This window comes from Shewanella septentrionalis, from assembly GCF_025370265.1.
In the GTDB taxonomy this organism is placed as follows: Bacteria; Pseudomonadota; Gammaproteobacteria; order Enterobacterales; family Shewanellaceae; genus Shewanella; species Shewanella hafniensis.
Genome location: NZ_JAMTCC010000123.1, coordinates 1 through 624, shown reverse-complemented (window position 1 = coordinate 624; position 624 = coordinate 1). Strand labels below are relative to the sequence as shown.

At 54.0% G+C, this 624-nt stretch carries 1 rRNA gene; it reads left to right on the top strand.

Going from position 1 to position 624, the window contains the following annotated elements:
* Positions 1 to 624 (top strand): 23S ribosomal RNA (locus NE536_RS22860); the annotation flags it as partial.

The following is a 624-nucleotide window of genomic DNA, read 5'->3' as shown; positions in this document are numbered from 1 at the left end:
GATGGAGTCGTCCTTGAAATACCACCCTTGTAGTTTTGATGTTCTAACCTAGGTCCCTTATCGGGATTAGGGACAGTGCCTGGTGGGTAGTTTGACTGGGGCGGTCTCCTCCCAAAGAGTAACGGAGGAGCACGAAGGTTGGCTAAGTACGGTCGGACATCGTACGGTTAGTGCAATGGCATAAGCCAGCTTAACTGCGAGACATACACGTCGAGCAGGTACGAAAGTAGGTCATAGTGATCCGGTGGTTCTGAATGGAAGGGCCATCGCTCAACGGATAAAAGGTACTCCGGGGATAACAGGCTGATACCGCCCAAGAGTTCATATCGACGGCGGTGTTTGGCACCTCGATGTCGGCTCATCACATCCTGGGGCTGAAGTCGGTCCCAAGGGTATGGCTGTTCGCCATTTAAAGTGGTACGCGAGCTGGGTTCAGAACGTCGTGAGACAGTTCGGTCCCTATCTGCCGTGGGCGTTGGATGATTGAAGGGAGCTGCTCCTAGTACGAGAGGACCGGAGTGGACGAACCGCTGGTGTTCGGGTTGTCATGCCAATGGCATTGCCCGGTAGCTACGTTCGGAATCGATAACCGCTGAAAGCATCTAAGCGGGAAGCGAGCCCTAA